Source organism: Pseudomonas sp. Pme6b, assembly GCF_058129925.1.
The window spans coordinates 5,772,246-5,786,629 of record NZ_CM176704.1 but is presented as its reverse complement, the minus strand read 5'-3'; the positions used below and the strand labels follow the sequence as shown (position 1 = coordinate 5,786,629).

Here is a 14,384-nt window from a genome sequence, read left to right as displayed (position 1 = left end):
GCTTCGGCACGGTGTTCTCCGGTCAGCGATATGAGGCGAGGGGAGTTTAGAGGGTGTTTTCGGATGGGCTACTGAAAACCTTTTTCAGGTATACCCCCTCCTGACGCGTAAGTGGCGTAAGTGAGCGAGAAAAAGCCCTGAAACCCCCGTATTCATTGGGGATCCTCACTTACAGTCGAGTCGTCAAAAAGTGTAAGTGAGAGAAGGCGTTGAAAAATGTCCTTTAAAATCAGTGGCTTACAGTCATGCTCACTTACACTCACAAACTGTCCTGCGCTTACGCCTTTCTGACAGTCCGCTTACGGTTAGATTTTCATGCTAAGGCATTGATATATAAGGATTTTAGAGAGATTAAAAATCTCACTTACACTTCTGACGCACTTTTTAGGTATGCACCGGAAAATTTTTTCCCGTGTGTAGGGTGTGTGGCAGACATGTGTGCACACATCCTCGTGAGGCTCAATTTATGAGGCTATCACTCCCCGTAACCGATCGAGTTCAGGATGCCCGCTGGCCCTGGTGCGTACCGTTCTGGACGGCTTATTACGTGCGTTGTTACGTGCGGGACAAAAAACAAGGGCCTGCATCGCTGCAAGCCCTTGATTTATATGGTGCCGGCACCAGGAGTCGAACCCGGGACCTACTGATTACAAGTCAGTTGCTCTACCAACTGAGCTATACCGGCGTAATGGGCTGCGAGTATATAGCTTCTGATGCGCTTGTAAAGCCTAGCTGTCTGATTCAGTTGAAAAAAATCGACCATTGGCGCTTTGGGTGGGATGCGGACGGGTGATGGTGCAGGACGTTTCCGTTGGTTTTGATGGATTGGTCTGTTTGATGTGTGTGAGCAATGCGATTTTGAACGCTGATTTCGCCTTTGACGCATATAGCTTGTGCCTGACAAAGCAATGGATTTTTAACCTGGTCGCGCAAACCAATGCGCCCAGCGTTGATGGCGATTTGGCGTATGAACAGGCACCCATCCGACCCCACCATTTTGGGGCTGTTGCAGGGCGGGAGGGCTTTGCATAGGCTTGTTCTCAACGGCCCGGGCTACTGAGTCAGCAGCATGGGACGTTAGCTTTTCAGCCAGCAGATAAAGGACTATCTGATGAGTAATGCGATGGATCGTAACCGGGTTTGGGGTTTTTTTGCCGCAGGCTGGTCATTCGCTGAGGAGTTGTTGAAGGATATTTGTAGTTGCGTCTGGCCTGTCGGGTCTTGCGCAAGGTGGGGCTGAGGATTGCTGTCTGAATCGCATGAATGTGCGTCTGGACGCTCACGAAGGCTTCATTGATGTTTCAAGAAATGCCCGGATCCTCTGGATTCGGGCATTTTCTTGTGGGCTGGTTCTTGTTGCGTTGCATTTGCACTGGAGATATGGGCTTTTTGGCCGATACATCTGTATCAAAAATGGCAGTTAGCCATGGACAGCAAGTGCAATGCAGAGAACGCCCACGCATTACGAGCTGCTGAGTGTTGCTCGCGATGCCTCTCCTGAGCAGATCAAGAAGGCTTATCGCAAGCTGGCGCAGAAGCTGCACCCGGACAGGAATTCCGACCCTTATGCCTCGGACATGATGGGCGTGGTCAACGCGTCTCATGATGTGCTGGCGGACCCTTCGCGGCGTGCGGCTTATGATGCGCAGCTTGCTGCAGATGAGCACAAGGCTCGTATGGACGCGTTGCGGCGCAAGCAGGCGCGTGCGGCGGGTGGGCAGGCGGTGCATGTATACGCCGCAAACTCTGCGACTGCCACTGCAACGCCCTCTCGGGCCGCTCGGACGGGCCCGGCGCCCAAGGCTTCTCCTTCCTCTTCATCGCCTTCCAGTGACAAGCGGCGCCGCAGTGCGTGGCGTTGGGCGCTGGTGTTTGTGGTGTTTTGCGCAGCCGGGGCGTGGATGGGTTATGACCCGGGTGCTGGCAAGGCGTTTGTGCCAGCCGAGCCGGTGCCGGTGGCGCAGACGTGGGTCAAGCCAGCGCCCGCCGCGCCGGTTGAAGAGCCTGTGGCCAGCCCGGCCAAGCCGGTTGATGCGGTGACGTCGGAGTGTGAGGTGCCGGCGCTGGATCCGATGGGCGCGCCTTGGCCGGAAAAGGCGGGTTACGTGAAAGATATGCCGTTGCTCAAGGACAACGGCTGGTCGCAGATCACGGTGGATAACTCGGCGGGCGAGTCGGCGGTGTATGCCAAGGTCACGGATGCGGTGGGGCGCAGGGCGTTTCGGCATGCGTTTGTGCCGGCCGGTGCGGTGTTTACGTTCGCCAAGATGGACCCGGGGCTGTATCTGCTCAAGTACAAGATGATGAGCACGGGCTGTGCCTTTGCGTCGGGTCGGATCTTGCTGGAAGAGACGCCGATGGGCAGTCAGATCAAGTCCAGTGCGTACAAGCTGACGTTGCGCAAGTTGCAGAACCGTAGCGTGCCGTTTGCGCGGTTGAAGGATGATCAGTTTTAGCGGTTGGGCTGTGACGTGAGTACCGCGTCGTCTGTTAAGTCTTCGCGGACAAGTCCGCTCCTACGGGCTTCGGCAATTGTGTGCAGAGATCATCTTTTGCAACGCTTTCAGGCCGGTTTTTGCAGGCTTGGTCTCTTTCTTTTGAAGGACATTTCCGAGAGAATCCCCGACCGCTTGCGCCTCTCGATGTGTGCTTCTAATCTCCGCCCGTCGCTGCATATCAGCGATCGGGTTTAGTCGCCCGGATTTGAGTTAAGGCGTATCGCGTCGCTGTTTTGGTCAGGTCTTCTTCCTGCACTTTATGGCGGCTGTGCGCGAGGGCACCTTCGGGTGCGCCGGTCTTAGCTCCCGGTCGACTAACCTTCGCACAGCTGCCACCTCACTCGTTTAGTCGCGACCCCAGTGGCAGTTCCATTGAGGAGAGAGCTAAGCATGGTCAAAATAACCCCCGACCCACCCAAACAGTCCAGCACCGCGCCAATCTTCGACAAGGCGGTCGTCAAGCGCGCCATGGCGTGTTACCTGCCAATCCCCCGCACTGACAAAGAACCCCACGACAGCAAGTTCGACTTCATCAGCCTGGAAGCAACCTTGGTGCATGCGCTGGATTTCCTGCGCTGTGCATCGGCCACTGCCCACGAACTGGGCGATGAATTGTCCGGTGCGCAACGCGACCTGGCGTTTGCCTCCATGCACATGCTGGAAATGGCCAAAGTCATGGTCGAGCGCTCGCTGGAGTGTGTCGAAGAGGTCTGAAACCTCGCACTAAACAAGTCGTGCACAGGCACTTGCGTGTGCACGATTGAGCCAGATAAAAGGCTTGTTCCAGAGCCTTTACCAAATCTTTATGCACAATTGCTTGATAAAAAAATACGCGCGTTACCAGATGTGCGCACATTGGCCTGATGCGCCGCAAGGCATTGTTTTTGCGGGGTACGGAAAGGATTGCGGGAAAAAATAAGGGGCTTTAGTAACTGGCGCGCCAAGCTTTAACGCACTCATCCACATTTTCATCAACAGACTTATCCACAGGTTGCTCAATCGATTTAGGTCACGATTTTCGGGCCAGAATCAGCAGGTTGCGTGGTGTAATCCGGCTGTCACAGAAAGTGCCAACGCTGACGCTGTAGCCCTGCTCGTGGACATACATTGCCCTGTCGAGCACCAGCCACATCTCCAGCGGACGCCGAAACAGGTCGCGGACCAGTTCCAGGTTGCGCACTTCGGCCAGTCTCTTCCAGCCAGCGGCTTCCAGAGAAGCCCAGTCCTGCTGGCCCGGTGCTGGCAGATTCTTCAGTCGCGCCAGATGATTGCAGTAGTCCGCGTAGGACGCATCCAGCCAGGATGTCGGCAGCGAAGGCGTGGGCAAGTAATCGTCAATGCCGCACAAGCTGCGCTGCAGCAGGTCGAAGCCCAGACGGCGGGCCATCGAGGTGTCGCGTTGACGACGCACGCGAGCGCCAGCCGTCACGGTTTCGCTGAGTGGCAGGCCGAGTTCGTCTCGCGACAGCTTTAAACCCGATGCCTTGCCGTCGCTGGACAGCGGTCGATACAGGTCGTGCCGGGTGCGGTTGTAGCAGCATGGCGCGATTGCCATGTGCCGACAGCCGGTCTGGCTTGCCAGCTCCATCAGCTGAATGTGCAGGTCGCCGCAGGCATGCAGCGCCACAGGCGTGTGCTCGGGTTGCAGGCAGCGCCAGGCGTCGTCGGCCATTACATCCTGCTGCACATGCCTGGCGTCGATGCCTTGCCGCGTACTCAGTGCCAGGCCTGCTTCGATCAGCGCCGGGTCGTGCTCCAGGCAGGTCAGACGCTGACCGCGCCCGGTCAGGCGCCGCCCCAGGTGGCCTTTGCCTGCGCACCAGTCCAGCCAGTGAGTGGTGGTATCACGCATGTCCAGATGGCTGGCGAAGGCTTCGATCTGTTGCCATTTGCGCCCCGGCACGTCGACACTCATGCGCGCATCGACTGGCTCCAGAGGATGTGAAGGCAGTTCAGCGACGTGGCTCAGGGCGACGGCTTCGGCGGCCAGTTGCGGGAACGGAAACGGCGCGTCGAGTTGTTCCGGGTGGTTATGCGCGGCCTCGGCCTGTTCCAGCGTGCGTTGCCGCAGCCAGTTTGCGAGGTCCGGGTATTTGTCTTCCCACGGCAGACGCAGGTGCGTGAACGGCTTGGGCCGCCACAAGGCCTGATGCGCGAACAGAAAGCTGTCCAGCGCACGAAAGTGGCTGCCGAGGTGTTCATCCTGCAAGCAAGGTTCAGTGGGCATAGTGGCGGCCTCGCGGGGCAAGGTGCTGACTGGGTCGACGCCAGCACCCTTCATATCAGCGCCCCTGACTGGCGTCTACACGCAATAGCTTTTCCAGCAGGCGGAAGCCTTGTACCAGCACGAACGTCATCACGAGGTAGAACATACCGGCGGCGAAGAAAATTTCTACCGGCAAGTAAGTGCGGGCGATGATCGTGCGGGCCATGCCGGTCAACTCCAGCAGGGTTACGGTGCTTGCCAGTGCGCTGGCCTTGAGCATCAGGATGACTTCGTTGCTGTAGGCAGGCAGGCCGATACGTGCCGCGCGGGGCAGGACGATGTAGAACAATGCTTTCCATTTCGACATGCCCAGCGCCCGCGCAGCCTCGACTTCACCGACCGGCACGGCCTGAATGGCGCCACGCAGGATTTCTGCGATGTAGGCGGCGGTGTGCAGGGTCATGGTGACAACCGCACACCAGAAAGGGTCACGCAGGTATGGCCACAGCGGCCCCTGACGCACCACGTCGAACTGTGCCAGGCCGTAATAGACCAGAAACAGTTGCACCAGCAGCGGTGTGCCGCGGAAGAAAAAGATGTAGGCGTAGGGCAGGGCGCGCACCGGCCAGTGACGCGATGCACGGGCGATGCCCATCGGGATGGCGAGGATCAGCCCGGCGATGACGGCAATCGCCACCAGCTCAAGGGTCAGGGTCGCGCCCTGTGCCAGGCGTGGCAGCCACTTGATGATGATCATGACGCGCTCCTCAGAAAGCCGCGACTGGCACGCTTCTCAAGGAAGTACATGCCGGCCATGGCCAGCACGGTCAGGCCCAGGTACATGAAGGCCGCGACCATGTAGAAGGTGAACGCTTGCTTGGTGAAGCCCACGGCGATCTGCGCGTGGCGCATGATTTCTTCCAGGCCTATCACCGAGACCAGCGCGGTGTCTTTCATCAGAATCATGAACAGATTGCCCAGGCCGGGCAGGGCGATGCGCCACATCTGCGGCAGGACCAGTTTGAAGAGGATGCGCGAGCGTGACATCCCCAGCGCCAGCCCGGCTTCACGATGACCTTTGGGGATGGCCAGAATCGCGCCGCGAAACACTTCGGTCGCGTAGGCACCAAAGCAAATGCCCAGGGCGATGACCCCGGCAGAGAAAGCGCTCAGGGCCAGGTCAGGAATGTCGAACAGTTTGCCCAGAGCGCGCATGCCGTTGACGGTGCCGAAGTAAATCAGCAACACCCAAAGCAGTTCGGGAATGCCGCGTACCAGGGTCGAGTAGGTACTGCCCAGCCATTGCAGAGGCTTGTAGGGCGAGGTCTTGGCCAAGGCGCCGAGCAGTCCGAGTATCAGCCCCAGGCACAGGGCCGAGAGTGCAAGCTGGACCGTCATCAGCGCGCCAGCCGCAAGGGCCGGGCCGAATCCGTGGAGATCAATGTTCATGGGCAGGCTTTGTCAGGGCCGGTCGCCGCGCTTCGACAGGAAGCGGCGGCGACGCGGTCAGGTGAATCAGAGGATGCTGAAAGGGAAATACTTGTCGTTGATCTTCTTGTAGGTGCCATCAGCGATGATTTCTTTCAGGGCCGCGTTCAAGCGCTCGCGCAGGGCATCATCACCCTTGCGCACGGCGATGCCGATCTTGTCGTCTTCAACGACAGGCTCGCCCTTGAACTCGAAGTTCTGACCCGCTTCGCTTTTCAGCCACTCGAAGCTGACGTATTTGTCGGCCAGCATGGCGTCGACGCGACCGGAGGACAGGTCGAGGAAGGCGTTTTCCTGAGTGTCATAGAGCTTGGCGTCCATGATCCCGAGCTTGTCTTCCAGCCAGGTGGCGGCCAGTGTCGATCGCTGTGCACCCACTGACTTGCCGGCAAGGCTTTCTTTGGCTTTTTCAGTGCTCGATACGTCGATCGAGGAAGTTTTCGGCGCGATGAATTGCAGCTTGTTCGAGTAATACGGGTTGGTGAAATCGACCACCTGCTTGCGCTCTTCGGTGATCGACAGCGACGAGATCAGGAAGTCGAACTTGTTGGCCATTAACGCCGGGATGATGCCGTCCCAGTCTGACGTCACCGCTTCGCATTCGACCTTCATCCTGGCGCACAGGGCCTGGCCGATTTCATAGTCAAAGCCCACCACCTGGCCACTCGCGTCCTTGTTGTTGAACGGCGGGTAGGCACCTTCGATGCCCATTTTCATTGTTTCAGCAAAGGCACTGCCGCTGAAGGCAAGGGTGGCCGCTGCGATCAGCAAGATCTTTTTGTACGACTGCATGGGTGTTGCTCCGTTAGCGGTGACTCGACATGAATTGTTTGCACCTTGCCGACAGCGGGTTTTCGAATACTTGCTGCGGTGTGCCCTGTTCTTCGACCATTCCCTGATGCAAAAACACCACTTCAGTTGATACCTGACGTGCAAAATTCATTTCGTGGGTCACCAGCAGCATGGTCCGGCCTTCTTCAGCCAGTGCGCGGATGACGCCGAGTACTTCCTGAACCATCTCCGGGTCGAGGGCCGATGTCGGCTCGTCGAACAGAATGACCTTCGGCTGCATGGCCAGCGTACGCGCGATGGCGGCGCGCTGCTGTTGCCCGCCGGAGAGCTGCGCAGGGTAGGCATGGCGTTTGTCGGCGATACCCACCTTGGCCAGCAGCTCTTCAGCCACCTCGATGGCTTCGGCCTTGCTCTGGCCCAGAACGCGACGCGGGGCCTCGATGATGTTATCGAGCACGCTCATGTGCGGCCACAGGTTGAAGTTCTGAAATACGAAACCGATCTGGCTGCGCAAGCGGTTGATCTGCCGGTTATCGGTGGCAATCAGGTCGCCGTTGCGCGCTGCCTTGAGCTTCAATTCTTCGCCGGCCACCAGAATCTGGCCCTGATGCGGGTTTTCCAGCAGGTTGATGCAGCGCAGCAACGTGGACTTGCCGGAACCGGAGGAGCCGAGGATCGATATGACGTCGCCGTCGCGAGCGGTCAGCGAGATGCCTTTGAGCACCTCAAGCTGATCGTAGCGCTTGTGCAGGTTGCGGATTTCCAGGGCGGGCGTGGCCTCGGCCATGTGGGGTCCTCATTGAAGTGTGCGCGCTGGCTGCCAGCGAACGCCAAGCTAGCACAGCGTTTAAAGGACAACCATCGACGTATTGTGTCGAGCGTGGAGGCGCTCGACGGGTTGTCTCATCCGGGCAGCGGACGGTCGCATGAAGGCAAGTACCATGCCCTGCAAAACAGGGGCGTGCGCGAAAAAGGCGCGATGTTGCCAGCTTTGGCCTGGTGTTGGAAGTAGCATTTGCTGAGTGGTGGTCTGATTTCTGCACCATGTTTGCGCTTTGAGGAAGGTTTGGGGCATTTTTGGTGCGTGCATGTAGATGAATCTGAGGCGTTTGGTAACAAATCCTACAGACTGCGTATAAAAGCCATCGTCTTGCATGCCTCACGGGCTAAGCCACAGGCCTCGTATTCTCTAAGCGACGTCGTTTTCGAAATATTTTGGCGCAATTCTTGCGTCAATAATAAAGAACGGCACCGTAGCTTTCTTTTTACGTAACGCTTCGGTGTGCCTCGCTCGTCTTGCACAGGTGGTTTTATGAGCAGTACCGCTAACTCTTCCGAGCTCGAACAAGGGCTGAAACCGCGACACATTACGATGCTGTCGATTGCCGGCGTTATTGGTGCCGGTCTGTTCGTCGGCTCCGGCCATGCGATTGCCGAGGCAGGCCCTGCCGTGCTGCTGGCCTACGCCGCTGCGGGTACGCTGGTGGTGCTGGTGATGCGCATGCTGGCCGAAATGGCCGTTGCCTCGCCAGACACCGGTTCGTTCTCAACCTATGCCGACCGCGCTATCGGGCACTGGGCCGGCTTTACCATCGGCTGGTTGTACTGGTGGTTCTGGGTGCTGGTGATCCCGCTGGAGGCCAATGCCGCCGCGACCATTTTGCATGCCTGGTTCCCGAACATCGCGATCTGGATGTTCACGCTGGTCATCACATTGCTGCTGACCGCGACCAACCTGTTCAGTGTGAAGAATTACGGCGAATTCGAGTTCTGGTTTGCGCTGATCAAGGTTGTGGCGATCATCGCGTTCGTGGTGCTGGGTGTTGCAGCAATTTTTGGCCTGCTGCCCACCAGTAACGTCAGTGGCGTGAGCCATCTGTTTGATACCGGTGGCTTCCTGCCAAACGGCATGGGCGCGGTGCTGGCGGCGATGTTGACCACCATGTTCTCGTTTATGGGCACCGAAATTGTGACCATCGCTGCGGCGGAGTCCAAGAACCCTGGCAAGCAGATCACCAAGGCCACCAACTCGGTGATCTGGCGGATCTTCCTGTTCTATCTGGTTTCGATCTTCATCGTTGTGTCGCTGGTGCCGTGGAACGATCCGCGCCTGGCCGAGGTAGGTTCGTATCAGACCGTGCTCGATGCGATGGGTATTCCGAACGCCAAGCTGATTGTCGATCTGGTGGTATTGGTTGCTGTGACCAGCTGCCTGAACTCGGCCCTGTATACCGCTTCGCGCATGCTGTTCTCGCTGGGCAAGCGCGGCGATGCACCTGCCGTGTCGAAGCGCACCAGCAAGGGCGGTACGCCTCACTGGGCAGTGATCATGTCGACCGCGGCAGCTTTCCTGACCGTGTTCGCCAACTACATCGCGCCTGCGGCCGTATTCGATTTCCTGCTCGCCAGCTCCGGTGCCATCGCACTGCTGGTGTACCTGGTGATCGCGGTGTCGCAGTTGCGTATGCGCCAGAAGCGCATCGCTGCGGGCGAGGCCATCGACTTCAAGATGTGGCTGTTCCCATGGCTGACCTGGGCTGTGATCGCGTTCATCGTCGCGGTGCTGACCATCATGCTGCTGCAGGAAGAGCATCGCCTCGAAATCATCGCCACCGGCGTACTCAGCCTGTTGGTGATCGGCGCTGGCCTGATCGTATCGCGTCGCCGCAAGGCCGGCCGCGTGGGCGCTGCTGCGCTGGGTTGATTGGCCGCTGACTATCGTGCTGACGCTCTGCGTCGGCACGATCTCGATCAGCGTGCGGCCTTGGTGTCTCGCTTCATCAGCAGATCGGATGCCAGGGTGTAATCCTTTTGGAAGGCAGGGCTTTCGATCCATTCGATCGCCGTGTCTTCGTCTTCATCGTGGTACATGGCGCGGTACACGATCAGCAGGCCCATCATGAAGTCTGTGGCAGGGTCTTCGTCCTCTTCGGAAACGACCAGTGCCAGCACCGGGTACTGCAGGAAAACGACGCACAGCGCCAGTTGGCTGATGGCTTCAGCGGCTTTCATGGCCACGAAGAGATCATCATAGTCGGCCGGGTCGAAGCCGTTCTCTACAATGTCTTTGAAGTCGAACGTGCTTAGATCAAGTTCGACGTCATCAAACGGCAGATTGACCAGCGCAGAGGCAAACACCGGGTGGACGAGGCTGGTTGTGCCCTTGCCCGAGCGGTTCTGCTTGGCCTTGATTTTTGCGCGCTTGGCACGTTTTTGCTGCTTGTGTGGCGAGGCCATGAGCGGTCCTTTGGCTGGCGTGAAATGCGATGGCCGCTATTGAAGCGCAGACGGGCTGGATAACCAAGGCTTGGCCGTAATCTCTGGACAATAAAAAACCCGCAGGACGCGGGTTTTGATGTGCTGGGTGTTACACGATCGTCATCGCTTGCCCGGCTTTGCAAACGCTTCGGCTTCATCCATGCGCGTGGCGAACATGTTCACGGCTTCGACCGCATCGCTTGCGCCGTCGCGGATCTGCACGATGACCTGTCCGGCCTGATCGGCCAGTGTCACACCTCGAATGGCACCTTCCTGCGTGGCATCCATGCTCGCCACGGCTTCACGTGTTTCGGCGAGAATCTTGCCGATCATTTCGGCAATCTCGGTGGTAGAGCCGCTGGTACGTCCGGCCAGTTGCCGGACTTCGTCTGCCACCACGGCAAACCCACGACCCTGATCACCCGCCCGTGCCGCTTCGATGGCAGCGTTGAGCGCCAGCAGGTTGGTCTGGTCGGCGATGCCGCGGATGGTGTTGACGATGGCGGTGATCTGCTCGGAGCGATCGCCCAGTTGGCTCACCAGCTTCGCCGACGCGCCGATGTTTTCGGCAATCTGGCGCATTTCCCGAGCGGTTTCCTGAATGACCAGGGTTCCCTGTTCGGCCACTTTCTCGGTTTCTGCCGAGATATGGTAAGCACGCGACGCACCATGCGCATCGGCTTCCTGCTTTTCGACACGCTGGGTAATGTCACTGGCAAACTTGACGATCTTGTAGAGCTTGCCGTCGACATCAAAAACCGGGTTATACGTTGCTTCCAGCCAGACAACCCGGCCATGTTTGCCGAGGCGTTTGAACTGATCGCCAATGAACTCGCCCTGATTCAACTTGCGCCAGAATTCGGTATATTCCGGGCTGTTGGTCAGTGCCGGTTCGCAGAACGATCTGTGGTGTTTACCTTTGATCTCGTTCAGTGCGTAACCCATGACGTTCAGGAAGTTACTGTTGGCGGTTATCACATTGCCATTGGGCTCGAATTCGCAAACAGCCATGGCCCGGTCTACTGCTGCCAGCTTGCTGTTGGTCTCGTTTTCGAGCATTACGCGTTTAGTGACGTCCAGAGCATATTTGACCACCTTGAAGACTTTGCCCTGCGTATCGGTCACCGGGTTGTAGCTTGCCTCCAGCCAGACGCTACTGCCATTCTTGTCGATGCGCTTGAAGGTGCCGGAGATGAACTTGCCAGCCTTCAGAGACGCCCACAGGTCCGCGTATTCACGGCTGCGGAGCATCTCCGGCTCGCAAAAGTCGCGGTGCGTCTTGCTGGCCAGCTCATCGGCCCGGTAGCCCATCGTTGCAATGAAGTTATCGTTGGCACGAAGGATCTTGCCGTCGAGACCCAGCTCGACCACCGCCATTGATTTTTCCAGTGCGCTTGTCAGTCCTTTGAGTCCATCTACCTCGGCCTTCATGGCTGTCAGTTCAGCTTTGTTCTTGTTTCCGAACATAACCTGCCCCTTGGTGTGTTTGTGGACTTGCTGTGATTAGAGTATCGGCTCGAAAAGCTGCGACATGAACGGGTCATCGCAACAATCGACTGGATAAATGAAGAGATTTTCTGGCGTCAAAAAAGTGCAGTTTTTTGTCAAAAAGAAATACGCTGACTATAGGTACGCAGATATCTGGAAAAGCGCTCTGCCCGTCAAATTCAGGACAAAGAAAAGCCCGCGATGGGGGCGCGGGCTTAAGGATTCACACTTGGGAGCAGCTCTACAATGACGCGGCCGCTGTGAAAACTTTGTGAAGAGTATTCACTGTATTCACTTTTTTTCCGGCTGGATGGTGTTGGTCACTTCGGACGTCGGCACGAAGGTCTTCGATTCTTCGGCAGCCGCTTCCTTGGACGCAGCTTTGTCCTTGGCCGCTTCGGTGTTCTCTTTGGCAGCCTCGTTCACTTTGTCCTGGGCAGACTCCATCTTCTCCTGGGATTTCTCCTGATGAGCCTGAGCGTTCTGTGCTTTCTGTTCGGATTTGCTGTCGCAGGCAGCCAGACCCAGAGTGGCGGCGATGATGAGGGCGGAGGCAGTAAACTTGAGCACGTAATTTTCCTTGTGGAAGCAAATGTATGGCTTCGATGGTGGGGAGGGAAAATTAGTTCAACGGGATGGGGGTGGCAGGGCTCTGGATGGCTGGTCTTGATTTGCTCGAAGCACTGGGCTTCCGCGCTGCGTAACGCATGTGTGAGCATGCCTCTTCCAGGCGAAGGCCTCTCGCAGTCGATAAACGATTTTGGAGTTCAAGTATGGAGACCGTACGGATGACCGATCAAAAGGGCGCTTTAATAAGCGCGCAGACTGAAGTGGGCACGTACACCAGCGACAGCCAACATATTCGCGACTTGATTCGTCGCGAACAGGCCCGGAGCGCAGACATCGAAGCCACCCGGCTTGCGCTGATGAAGGCGAGTCCAGCGGGGCGCCTCGTCCATTCAGCGTAGATGAATTCAAACGGAGAATGTTGAAGGCGAATGGCTGAGTATCGTTTCGCCCAGACAACAAAAAGCCCGCACGAGGCGGGCTTCTTGTGTGTTTTCAGGTGTGCTTGGCATCACCTGAAAACGGAAGGTGGTGCCCAGAGACGGAATCGAACCGCCGACACGGGGATTTTCAATCCCCTGCTCTACCGACTGAGCTATCTGGGCAACGGGGCGCATTAGACGTGTTTTTCAGGAGGTCGTCAAGCGTGTTTTTTAAAAAATTTGAATTATTACCGACGCTTACGACCTTCACTGCGTGAAACGCTTTATTTTTCGGGGGGAACGTAGCCTTCGGCCTGGGCGTATTCTTCGCCCGAGAGAAACTTGTCCATCTCGGTCTGGAGGAATTTCCGGTCTTCGGCGTTCATCATATTCAGGCGGCGCTCGTTGATCAGCAGGGTCTGGTGTTTCTGCCAGTCGGCCCAGGCTTTTTGCGAGACGTGGTTGAAGATGTCTTCGCCCTTGGCTCCCGGATAAGGGGCGCGTTCCAGGCCGGGCAGTTCTTCTTTGTACTTGCGGCACATTACGGTGCGGGTCATGACGACTCTCCTGCGTTCAATACGTCGGCTGCGCGTTTGAGCAGCTTTTTCACCGGGGCAGCAAGGCCCAGGCGTGGCGGGGTGGCGAGGTTATACCAGAGCCAGTCGGCCTCGGCCACGTGATCGGCGGACTCCTGGACCTTGACCAGCCAGGGTTCGATGCTCAACTGGAAGTGGCTGAAAGTGTGGATCAGCCCCGGCAGTTCATGGTGCTCGCCCAATTGCAGTGCATGTTGCGTGGCCAGGTGCTGCAGGTCATCGAAGTCATCCAGTTCCGGAAGGCTCCACAGGCCGCCCCACAAGCCGCTGGAAGGGCGACGATAAAGCAGAATCGCGCCGTCTTCGTTGGCGAGCATCGGCATGAGCGTGCGTTTCTGCGGCACGGTCTTGCGTGGTTTGGGGATGGGGTAGCGGGTTTCCAGGCCGAGCATGTGCGCCTCGCAACTGCGTTCCAGCGGGCAGAGCAGGCAGCTGGGTTTGCTGCGGGTACAGAGCGTGGCACCGAGGTCCATCATGGCCTGGGTATAGTTGTTGACCCGGCTGTGCGGTGTGAAGCGTTCGGCTGTAGCCCACAGCTGTTTGGCCACCTTGGGTTCGCCCGGGTAGCCCTCTTGCGCGGTAAAGCGCGCCAGCACGCGTTTGACGTTGCCGTCGAGGATCGGCGCGCGAAGACCCATACTCAGGCTGGCGATTGCGCCTGCGGTGGATAGACCGATACCGGGCAGCAGGATGAGTTTTTCGACGTCACGGGGAAACTCGCCATCGTGATCGGCAACCACGATTTTTGCGGTCTTCTGCAAGTTGCGGGCGCGGGTGTAGTAGCCCAGCCCGGTCCATAGGTGCAGCACTTCGTCTTCCGGTGCCTCAGCCAGCGCCTGGACGGTCGGCAGGGCCTCCATGAAGCGGTCGAAGTAATTCAGAACGGTGCTGACCTGGGTCTGCTGCAGCATGATTTCCGATACCCAGACCCGATACGGCGTGATGTCTTGTTGCCAGGGCAGGTCATGTCGGCCATGACGGTCGTACCAGTCCAGCACGGCGCTGGAGAATTGTTCGGGTTGCATGGCCTGAAGGGCTCTCGTCGTCGGGATATGAGTCGGGATAGGAA

Annotated in this window: 14 protein-coding genes, 2 tRNA genes and 1 pseudogene; 5 read left to right on the top strand and 12 right to left on the bottom strand. The window is 57.9% G+C overall.

Annotated elements, in window-relative coordinates; genetic code table 11:
* Positions 1-609: 609 nt before the first annotated feature.
* Positions 610-685 (bottom strand) — tRNA-Thr (locus AC4ANE_RS26365).
* Between the two features lie 107 nt (positions 686-792).
* On the opposite strand from AC4ANE_RS26365, the gene AC4ANE_RS26360 reads away from it, so the two are divergent.
* The 3 genes from AC4ANE_RS26360 to AC4ANE_RS26350 all read left to right on the top strand — a co-directional run bounded on the left by AC4ANE_RS26360 (position 793) and on the right by AC4ANE_RS26350 (position 3,212).
* The gene (locus AC4ANE_RS26360; RefSeq protein WP_080718878.1) at positions 793-1,032 is read left to right on the top strand and encodes a hypothetical protein; all 240 of its coding nucleotides are present in this window, start codon (positions 793-795) and stop codon (positions 1,030-1,032) included.
* Positions 1,033-1,442: 410 nt separating this feature from the next.
* Positions 1,443-2,456 carry a J domain-containing protein gene (locus tag AC4ANE_RS26355; RefSeq protein ID WP_002555788.1) on the top strand — a complete coding sequence of 338 codons (1,014 nt, stop codon included), beginning with the start codon at positions 1,443-1,445 and terminating at the stop codon, positions 2,454-2,456.
* Positions 2,457-2,888: 432 nt separating this feature from the next.
* Positions 2,889-3,212: a DUF6124 family protein gene (locus AC4ANE_RS26350; RefSeq protein ID WP_002555787.1), complete on the top strand. Its 324-nt coding sequence runs from the start codon at positions 2,889-2,891 to the stop codon at positions 3,210-3,212.
* 295 nt (positions 3,213-3,507) lie between these two features.
* On the opposite strand, the gene AC4ANE_RS26345 is transcribed toward AC4ANE_RS26350, so the two are convergent.
* The 5 genes from AC4ANE_RS26345 to AC4ANE_RS26325 form a co-directional block, all read right to left on the bottom strand.
* Complete coding sequence (locus AC4ANE_RS26345; RefSeq protein WP_002555786.1) at positions 3,508-4,779, bottom strand: methyltransferase; 1,272 nt, start codon at positions 4,777-4,779, stop codon at positions 3,508-3,510.
* Between the two features lies 1 nt (position 4,780).
* Complete coding sequence (locus AC4ANE_RS26340) at positions 4,781-5,461, bottom strand: ABC transporter permease (RefSeq protein ID WP_460408611.1); 681 nt, start codon at positions 5,459-5,461, stop codon at positions 4,781-4,783.
* On the bottom strand, positions 5,458-6,153 hold the full coding sequence (locus AC4ANE_RS26335) for an ABC transporter permease (protein ID WP_005730198.1): 696 nt from the start codon (positions 6,151-6,153) through the stop codon (positions 5,458-5,460). The genes AC4ANE_RS26340 and AC4ANE_RS26335 overlap by 4 nt, the downstream gene beginning before the upstream one ends.
* 66 nt (positions 6,154-6,219) lie before the next feature.
* The gene (locus AC4ANE_RS26330) at positions 6,220-6,984 is read right to left on the bottom strand and encodes an ABC transporter substrate-binding protein (RefSeq protein ID WP_002555783.1); all 765 of its coding nucleotides are present in this window, start codon (positions 6,982-6,984) and stop codon (positions 6,220-6,222) included.
* A 13-nt stretch (positions 6,985-6,997) separates the two neighbouring features.
* Positions 6,998-7,771 (bottom strand): ABC transporter ATP-binding protein, encoded by a 774-nt coding sequence (locus AC4ANE_RS26325; protein ID WP_002555782.1) that lies wholly within the window; start codon positions 7,769-7,771, stop codon positions 6,998-7,000.
* 525 nt (positions 7,772-8,296) lie between these two features.
* On the opposite strand from AC4ANE_RS26325, the gene gabP reads away from it, so the two are divergent.
* Positions 8,297-9,688: a GABA permease gene (gene gabP / locus AC4ANE_RS26320; RefSeq protein WP_005730201.1), complete on the top strand. Its 1,392-nt coding sequence runs from the start codon at positions 8,297-8,299 to the stop codon at positions 9,686-9,688.
* Between the two features lie 47 nt (positions 9,689-9,735).
* Here the strand turns inward: gabP and AC4ANE_RS26315 are convergent, their stop codons facing one another.
* From AC4ANE_RS26315 to AC4ANE_RS26305, 3 genes are all read right to left on the bottom strand, one after another.
* Entirely contained in the window at positions 9,736-10,221 is a 486-nt protein-coding gene (locus AC4ANE_RS26315) for a hypothetical protein (RefSeq protein ID WP_002555780.1), read from the bottom strand.
* Between the two features lie 141 nt (positions 10,222-10,362).
* The gene (locus AC4ANE_RS26310; protein ID WP_002555779.1) at positions 10,363-11,709 is read right to left on the bottom strand and encodes a methyl-accepting chemotaxis protein; all 1,347 of its coding nucleotides are present in this window, start codon (positions 11,707-11,709) and stop codon (positions 10,363-10,365) included.
* Positions 11,710-12,021: 312 nt separating this feature from the next.
* On the bottom strand, positions 12,022-12,300 hold the full coding sequence (locus tag AC4ANE_RS26305) for a hypothetical protein (RefSeq protein ID WP_002555778.1): 279 nt from the start codon (positions 12,298-12,300) through the stop codon (positions 12,022-12,024).
* Positions 12,301-12,503: 203 nt separating this feature from the next.
* On the opposite strand from AC4ANE_RS26305, the pseudogene AC4ANE_RS26300 reads away from it, so the two are divergent.
* Positions 12,504-12,736 (top strand): annotated as a pseudogene (locus tag AC4ANE_RS26300) (ribbon-helix-helix domain-containing protein).
* 90 nt (positions 12,737-12,826) lie between these two features.
* On the opposite strand, the gene AC4ANE_RS26295 reads toward AC4ANE_RS26300, so the two are convergent.
* From AC4ANE_RS26295 to mutY, 3 genes are all read right to left on the bottom strand, one after another.
* A tRNA-Phe gene (locus AC4ANE_RS26295) sits at positions 12,827-12,902 on the bottom strand.
* A 101-nt stretch (positions 12,903-13,003) separates the two neighbouring features.
* Complete coding sequence (locus AC4ANE_RS26290) at positions 13,004-13,276, bottom strand: oxidative damage protection protein (protein ID WP_002555777.1); 273 nt, start codon at positions 13,274-13,276, stop codon at positions 13,004-13,006.
* Positions 13,273-14,340 (bottom strand): A/G-specific adenine glycosylase, encoded by a 1,068-nt coding sequence (gene mutY, locus AC4ANE_RS26285; RefSeq protein WP_002555776.1) that lies wholly within the window; start codon positions 14,338-14,340, stop codon positions 13,273-13,275. The genes AC4ANE_RS26290 and mutY overlap by 4 nt, the downstream gene beginning before the upstream one ends.
* Positions 14,341-14,384: the final 44 nt, after the last annotated feature.

Coding starts and splice junctions, on each gene's coding strand:
- AC4ANE_RS26330 (WP_002555783.1), bottom strand. CDS start 6,984: ATGCAGTCGTACAAAAAGATCTTGCTGATCGCAGCGGCCACCCTTGCC.
- AC4ANE_RS26290 (WP_002555777.1), bottom strand. CDS start 13,276: ATGACCCGCACCGTAATGTGCCGCAAGTACAAAGAAGAACTGCCCGGC.
- gabP (WP_005730201.1), top strand. CDS start 8,297: ATGAGCAGTACCGCTAACTCTTCCGAGCTCGAACAAGGGCTGAAACCG.
- AC4ANE_RS26360 (WP_080718878.1), top strand. CDS start 793: ATGGTGCAGGACGTTTCCGTTGGTTTTGATGGATTGGTCTGTTTGATG.
- AC4ANE_RS26315 (WP_002555780.1), bottom strand. CDS start 10,221: ATGGCCTCGCCACACAAGCAGCAAAAACGTGCCAAGCGCGCAAAAATC.
- AC4ANE_RS26350 (WP_002555787.1), top strand. CDS start 2,889: ATGGTCAAAATAACCCCCGACCCACCCAAACAGTCCAGCACCGCGCCA.
- AC4ANE_RS26355 (WP_002555788.1), top strand. CDS start 1,443: ATGCAGAGAACGCCCACGCATTACGAGCTGCTGAGTGTTGCTCGCGAT.
- AC4ANE_RS26335 (WP_005730198.1), bottom strand. CDS start 6,153: ATGAACATTGATCTCCACGGATTCGGCCCGGCCCTTGCGGCTGGCGCG.
- mutY (WP_002555776.1), bottom strand. CDS start 14,340: ATGCAACCCGAACAATTCTCCAGCGCCGTGCTGGACTGGTACGACCGT.
- AC4ANE_RS26325 (WP_002555782.1), bottom strand. CDS start 7,771: ATGGCCGAGGCCACGCCCGCCCTGGAAATCCGCAACCTGCACAAGCGC.
- AC4ANE_RS26345 (WP_002555786.1), bottom strand. CDS start 4,779: ATGAAGGGTGCTGGCGTCGACCCAGTCAGCACCTTGCCCCGCGAGGCC.
- AC4ANE_RS26310 (WP_002555779.1), bottom strand. CDS start 11,709: ATGTTCGGAAACAAGAACAAAGCTGAACTGACAGCCATGAAGGCCGAG.
- AC4ANE_RS26340 (WP_460408611.1), bottom strand. CDS start 5,461: ATGATCATCATCAAGTGGCTGCCACGCCTGGCACAGGGCGCGACCCTG.